This window comes from Halohasta litorea, assembly GCF_024494645.1.
Lineage (GTDB): Archaea > Halobacteriota > Halobacteria > Halobacteriales > Haloferacaceae > Halohasta > Halohasta litorea.
On the sequence record NZ_JANHDJ010000024.1, the window covers coordinates 1 to 5,901 of the forward strand.

The window sequence follows — 5,901 nt, forward strand, 5'->3', positions numbered from 1 at the left end:
GAGCCGACGCATAATCCGAGATGAGGAGGTTTCGTGGTACACACTCGTTGCCTCCTCGTTCCTTCCGCAAACATACCTCGATACGCCGCCGCTGTCATGCGGTTCGTCTCCTAACTAAAGACGGATGGTCAAGGTGTATATCGTGTCGGGGCCGGGGACAACAATGACCACCATCGTCGCCGAAACAAACGTAACGAGTGTTGCTAGGTCGAAATTGAGCACACTCATCTTCAGAAGAGGCTATTTCTTAACTCTTAGCCTGTTGGTAAGGTCCATCCGCCCGTCGAAATCGCTGCCAACTCTGGATTGCTGGTACAGTACTCCTCTAAGTAAAGCACTGGCCAACGTTACTTTTGTTTGAGAACCGGGTTTTTTTTCGAATGGATCTAACTATGATTCCTTCACTCTTGTTGTCATTTCTCTCGGTCACCATTACATCTATTACGTTCGATTACATAGTTCAATTATGCCCATCGATATTGAACGGTTTGAATCTGACCCTGAGGAGGAACTGAAACCCCAAGGAACCACGAATGCGGAAGTGATTCTTTCGTTTTTGGCTTCCTCACCTGACCAAGCATATACACCGAAAGAAATCCACGAAGTAACTGATGTTGCACGGGGAAGCGTTGGTGTTGTACTTTCACGGTTGGAGAGTCGAGGACTGGTTCGCCATCGAGGCGACTACTGGGCAGTTGCAATCGGAGAGGATGTAGAACAGACGCTCAACTCAATGCGGATCGCCAATACAGTAACAGATCGGTTTGGTCCAGAAAATCCCGATGAGTGGGGGGAAGGTATCGAAGTCGGTGCCGAGGATGGTAAATGAACTATTCGCAGGGAGAAGTCTGGTGGGGGCCAGCACCACACAAATCCAACCCAGCATATCGACCATGGCTCATAATCAGTGATGAGACGCATCCATTTACTGACGAAGAGTGTATTGTGATGGCACTGACAACGCAACAGCATCCGGCTGGAATAGCTGTACTCGAAGACGACTGGATTCGTGGCGGTTCAGACAAAGACGCATTCATTTCTCCGTGGTACGTGACGAACATGAAGCACCGTGATATCGACAACCTGCAAGGGGTGTTGTCAGATACGGTCATTACTGAGGCGATTAGAGAACTCCGAAGTTACACGCCGATCAGCGAAGAAGACTAAAGCGCCTCTCCGTTGGTGTTAGCAGTTCAGTGCTTATTCAAGCAAGTGGGTTTTGATGTAGTAGCAACGAGAAGGTAGTGGTTTTCGCAGGACAACGAAAAGATCCGTTCTTTATGTACTGATACCACGGCACAAAAAGCGGCCAGTGACGAGTCGACCAGTTACAGTTTGTGAATACTGGATGTGACATCGGCACTGGAATGTTGTGCTCTACTTGGAGCACAGATATAACATAACCCTACAGATAATCTAAGTAAAAGTAACAGTTTATTTGGGTATCTGCCCATATCGTTTATTCGGTTAATCAAAACACAGAATCGTATGAAAACTGATGGGACTATACCCCCAGAGTTCATAGCCCCCAATGGAGGGCAAATGGGGGACACAGGTTGTCGCCTTCAGAGAAGATCGTGTGGGGGCACTGATCTTCTCAAATCGTTTTGCAGTACTTCGTCACTAAGTAAAGCAATCTGTTCAGCTGATCGGCCCATGATCACTATACCTGTTATCCTTCTCTATACGGTAATTCACCGAACTTTGGAGTCTTCTTACAGACTCCAAAGTTAAGTGGCTGTAGCGGATGGTTAGTATATAAAGAGAGTTCGACCAAATGGCTCAAAATCTAGATTCCAAAGTTCGCGCGAAAGTGTGGCTCACTCCCGACCAAGTCGACGATCTTCGGTCGGCGTGCTACTCGACCGGTGCCGACTACCTACAGCAGCGAAACGAGGCGATCATCGCTCTCATGTTCGACACCGGCCTTCGAGTCGGCGAGTTGGTTGCGGTCGACGTGGATATGCTTAGGGAGGGCAACAGCGCGCTGTATGTTCCGACTGAGATCCAGAAGGATTACCCAAACGACAACGAGCCTGCACCGGCGACGTTGGAGCTGGCCTCAGACGTTACACGGTTGCTGTCGTCGTACCTGAATAGCAGGTGGAAGGACTCGCCAGCGCTGTTCCCCTCGCGGTCGAGCGACCGGATCACTACTCAGGGCGTTCGGAACGCAATTTCGAAGGTCGCCCAGGAGGCCGATATCGAGCCGTACCTGGTCGACGGCACTCGCGGTGATCCGGGTAACGTGACGCCCCACGCGCTTCGGCACAGTGTCGCCTATCGGATGATGAACGCCGAGGAGGACAACACGCTGTACGACGTACGGAACCGACTGCGGCACCGAAGCATCCAAACAACTGAGCAAGTGTACGACCATATCATCCGAGTATGACCGACGAAGGAGATGTCGACCCCGAGAACCCACGTCCCGAAGGTCATTACCCCCGGTTCAGGGAAAATGAATGGCACTACATCCCCGACGAACTTGCCCAGACAATCTCGTTGGGTCCTGGAGGCGACGGCGAGGAGGGGCAAGATTGGATACTGACGTACTGCCCGGAGAAACGAGACTCAGACGACCGCGAGAAGGTGCTGGTTCGGCTGACTCCCCGTGCGCTCCATGAGCTCTACATCGAGGTGAAGGACCTCGACGTTGAGACTCGGCAGATGGGGCATCGAGCCGAGTGTGATCTTTGCGGGGAGATGGTCGACCTCGACCGGGCGATTCCGAACGCCCGTGGCGAGGCGTGTCACAAGCGCTGTTGGGCAGAGTATACTGGTGCACCGGACTGGTTCAGTGACTACGCGTGATTGCGTTCTGTGGGTGAGGTTCGTGCATTATTTAGCTCAACTAAACTAGAGATGCACTCAATGCACGAACTAACTGGTTTTCAGCGGGATCTGTTATATTGTGTCGCCGCACTCGACGAGCCATCTGGGTTGGAAATCGGTCGTGAGTTGGCAGAGTACTTTTCGACTGAAATAAATCACGGACACCTCTACCCCAATCTGAATGACCTCATCGAGGAGGGGCTGCTCAGCAAGGACAAAAAGGACGGGCGAACGAATCTATATCGGCTCACACCACTGGGGATAGAACTCATCGAAGAGCGTCAGCAGTGGGAAGCCGACAAACTCCGAGAGGCTGGGATCGACCTCGACTGACTCAGGTGTTGACCGAGTTGTGGAATACTCGGTTATGGTAGGTCTGATCGGGTAATTGAATAACTCAATTATAAGAGGATTTGCCAACAAGCCTATCCGATAAGAAATTTACACGTTCTGAGAAGAATATAACTCAAATGAATAAACCAACCAGTACGATTTTTAGATCGGAATATAATGTTTAAATATGTATTGGAAGCGTATTATTGCAGGCTCAATAATCAGTATAACTGGTATTGGTTTGATATTTATTGTCATTCAGTATTTTGCTGGCAGTACAACCAATATCTCTGGAATTATCATTGCAGGTGCAATTCTTGTGCTTGGTGGTGCGTTCGGTGTGGGTGGAGCGATACTGTATCGCAGTAGTGTTGATTCGGATCATCTCCTTCGTGTCGCCGGTTGGAATACACTTGGAGTCGTTGTTACAACTGCCGTATTGGGGTTGGTAATAACGTTCCAGATTGCATCAGGTGGACGCGTAAGTTCTCCACTGCTCTCTGGTGGGATCATCGTCGGTGTGAGTGCGTTTGCACACGTTCTGATTGGGTTTCACGACGTGCGTCAGATTCGTGCTCGCACGGTTGCGAAGCAACGACAGAAAGCCTCAGTTGTAAACCGATTTGTACGTCACAATCTACGGCATTCAGCACAGATGTTACTCGGCTATGGAGAGCAGTTGCGCAGCGATGCTGATATCACAGCCCAGGACAGAACCGATCTCGGCCAGAAAGTAGTCAATATCGGTTCTGGGCTCTCTGATACACAGACGAAAATCAAGGTTATCGATGACTTGGTCGACCGAGACGCTGAGACGTACCCGATTAACCTCATGTCGATGATCAATAGTAAGCGCGGAGAATGGGAGAAGTCATATCCCGATATGATTTTGACGTTAGATGTAACTGATGATGTCTCTATTCTTGCAGGCGATTATATCGAAAAAGCAATCTCAGAGTTAGTCGAAAACGCGTGTGAATACGGGGGTGACCCACCAGAGATCACTATTCGAGGGTCACAAGCAAACGAGAAGGTGCAAATCGAGATCTGTGATAATGGAGACGGGTTTCCAGAGGACGAACAACAGCTTATCAATCAAGATCAAGACGAGACTAAACTACAACACAGCAGCGGTCTCGGACTCTGGTTGTCTAAGTGGATTGTTGAGTACTATGATGGGCAACTCTCTGTTGAAACACAGTCTGGTGACGGAGGTGGTAAGGTTACAGTAACACTACCTCAGTTAACGAACTAATTTCTATCACTATCTAGTCAGCATCCTCTCTTAGACACTGATAACACCAAAACAACCAGGTGGAGATACGTGAAACCCTTGAGAAATATATAGCATAGGTCTGTCAGATGCAGCTATGCTACACTCAGAACTACGCTCTTTCATGGACATAGTAGAGAAATCAGATATGTCTATGTTCGTAAGGGGGAAGTGGCACTGTCTAGTTAAGCCAATTTGAGAAGTAAGCAGTTCGCAGTTTGAGGTGTTCATGCTATCCCCAGAACTACTCGGAGAGACGTTGGATATGGCAAATCTTGAATGGGGAGAGCAAGAGCGGACAGCCCCCACGCGACCGGCTGTTCGCTTAGAGAGGCACAAGCAATTCTGCGATTATTCGGTGTACAACGCTCACATCAGGCGATCTTTCAGTGGGTACATCAGGTAGCTGACAGCGTTTTCGACCCGCCTGAGGCGAGCCGAAGCGGGTCGCGGTCGACGAGACCGCTGTCAAAATCAATGGCGAGTGGTCTTGGTTATATGCTACAATAGACCTCGACACCAAATTGATTCTGGGTGTCGATCTGTTCGGAACTCACGGGACCGATCCAGCTGCTGCGTTTCTACATGGACTCTCCGAGGCCGTGTTTCTCGTCGATGGCTTCGGCTACCAGACTGCCCTTGCTCGATTAGGTCTCAGCGGTCGGCGTGATTATACAGGCCAAAACCTGATCGAAAAGTGGTTTCAGACACTCAAAATGAGGATCGACTGCTTCCATAATTCGTGGGTGGGCAGTCGGTCGAGCGTTCGCCGCTGGTGTTCACAGTTTGCACATTATTATAACCGTCAACGACTGCATCAATCGCTAGATAATCGAACACCAGCTGAGGAGGTCGCTAACTAGACTGTACCAGCTATCTTTATTCATCAATTTATGTAAATATTGGCCTCTCGATCCAACCCCCTGTATTTTAAATACCTTGTTCAATGATAAATTATCAACGATGGACGCAGATGGAAGAGAGCCAGATAAGACGACAATACGGCCGTTTCGGGAAGCAGTTGAGAATACTGGCCATTCTATCTACTGGACTGACACAACTGGGACAATCGAATATGTTAACTCAGCATTCGAAGACCAAACGGGATATTCCGCCGAGGAGGCAGTCGGTAACAATGCAAATATCTTGCAGTCCGGCGTGCATGACGATAGATTCTACGAGCGGCTTTGGGACACGATTCTTGCAGGTAATGTTTGGGAGGGGGAAATAACTAATACACGAAAAAGCGGTGAACGGTATGTCGCCAAACAAACGATTTCCCCGGTTACGGATGACACAGGCGATATCGTCCGTTTTGTTGCTATCAACGAAGGGCTCTGTTGAATCACTAGATGGCGTCGGGACGAGTCACTAAATCGAAGGAGTTGAAGCGGGAAACTGCGGTTGTCTATGACGCAAATCTCCCGCTTCATCGGGGAAGTTGTGCCGGTTGCTCAAAG

At 49.4% G+C, this 5,901-nt stretch carries 7 protein-coding genes and 1 pseudogene; all 8 read left to right on the top strand.

What is annotated here, in order from left to right:
• The first annotated feature begins 466 nt into the window (after positions 1-466).
• Positions 467-829 (top strand): MarR family transcriptional regulator, encoded by a 363-nt coding sequence (locus NO877_RS19540; RefSeq protein WP_256397967.1) that lies wholly within the window; start codon positions 467-469, stop codon positions 827-829.
• Entirely contained in the window at positions 826-1,167 is a 342-nt protein-coding gene (locus NO877_RS19545; protein ID WP_012660338.1) for a hypothetical protein, read from the top strand. Before NO877_RS19540 ends, NO877_RS19545 begins: the two co-directional genes overlap by 4 nt.
• A gap of 610 nt (positions 1,168-1,777) precedes the next feature.
• Positions 1,778-2,395: a tyrosine-type recombinase/integrase gene (locus NO877_RS19550; protein ID WP_256397968.1), complete on the top strand. Its 618-nt coding sequence runs from the start codon at positions 1,778-1,780 to the stop codon at positions 2,393-2,395.
• Positions 2,392-2,814, top strand: a complete 423-nt coding sequence (locus tag NO877_RS19555) for a DUF8161 domain-containing protein (protein ID WP_256397969.1) — start codon at positions 2,392-2,394, stop codon at positions 2,812-2,814. Before NO877_RS19550 ends, NO877_RS19555 begins: the two co-directional genes overlap by 4 nt.
• 60 nt (positions 2,815-2,874) lie before the next feature.
• On the top strand, positions 2,875-3,168 hold the full coding sequence (locus NO877_RS19560) for a PadR family transcriptional regulator (RefSeq protein ID WP_256397970.1): 294 nt from the start codon (positions 2,875-2,877) through the stop codon (positions 3,166-3,168).
• A gap of 187 nt (positions 3,169-3,355) precedes the next feature.
• Positions 3,356-4,423 carry a sensor histidine kinase gene (locus NO877_RS19565; protein ID WP_256397971.1) on the top strand — a complete coding sequence of 356 codons (1,068 nt, stop codon included), beginning with the start codon at positions 3,356-3,358 and terminating at the stop codon, positions 4,421-4,423.
• Between the two features lie 247 nt (positions 4,424-4,670).
• Positions 4,671-5,304 (top strand): annotated as a pseudogene (locus NO877_RS19570) (IS6 family transposase).
• Between the two features lie 100 nt (positions 5,305-5,404).
• A complete protein-coding gene (locus tag NO877_RS19575) occupies positions 5,405-5,785 on the top strand; it encodes a PAS domain-containing protein (protein WP_256397972.1) in 381 nt (126 codons plus the stop codon).
• The last annotated feature ends 116 nt before the right edge of the window (positions 5,786-5,901 follow it).

Bases quoted from the DNA above. Each gene is read 5' to 3' on its own strand.
- NO877_RS19540 (WP_256397967.1), top strand. From the start codon at position 467: ATGCCCATCGATATTGAACGGTTTGAATCTGACCCTGAGGAGGAACTG.
- NO877_RS19545 (WP_012660338.1), top strand. From the start codon at position 826: ATGAACTATTCGCAGGGAGAAGTCTGGTGGGGGCCAGCACCACACAAA.
- NO877_RS19550 (WP_256397968.1), top strand. From the start codon at position 1,778: ATGGCTCAAAATCTAGATTCCAAAGTTCGCGCGAAAGTGTGGCTCACT.
- NO877_RS19555 (WP_256397969.1), top strand. From the start codon at position 2,392: ATGACCGACGAAGGAGATGTCGACCCCGAGAACCCACGTCCCGAAGGT.
- NO877_RS19560 (WP_256397970.1), top strand. From the start codon at position 2,875: ATGCACGAACTAACTGGTTTTCAGCGGGATCTGTTATATTGTGTCGCC.
- NO877_RS19565 (WP_256397971.1), top strand. From the start codon at position 3,356: ATGTATTGGAAGCGTATTATTGCAGGCTCAATAATCAGTATAACTGGT.
- NO877_RS19575 (WP_256397972.1), top strand. From the start codon at position 5,405: ATGGACGCAGATGGAAGAGAGCCAGATAAGACGACAATACGGCCGTTT.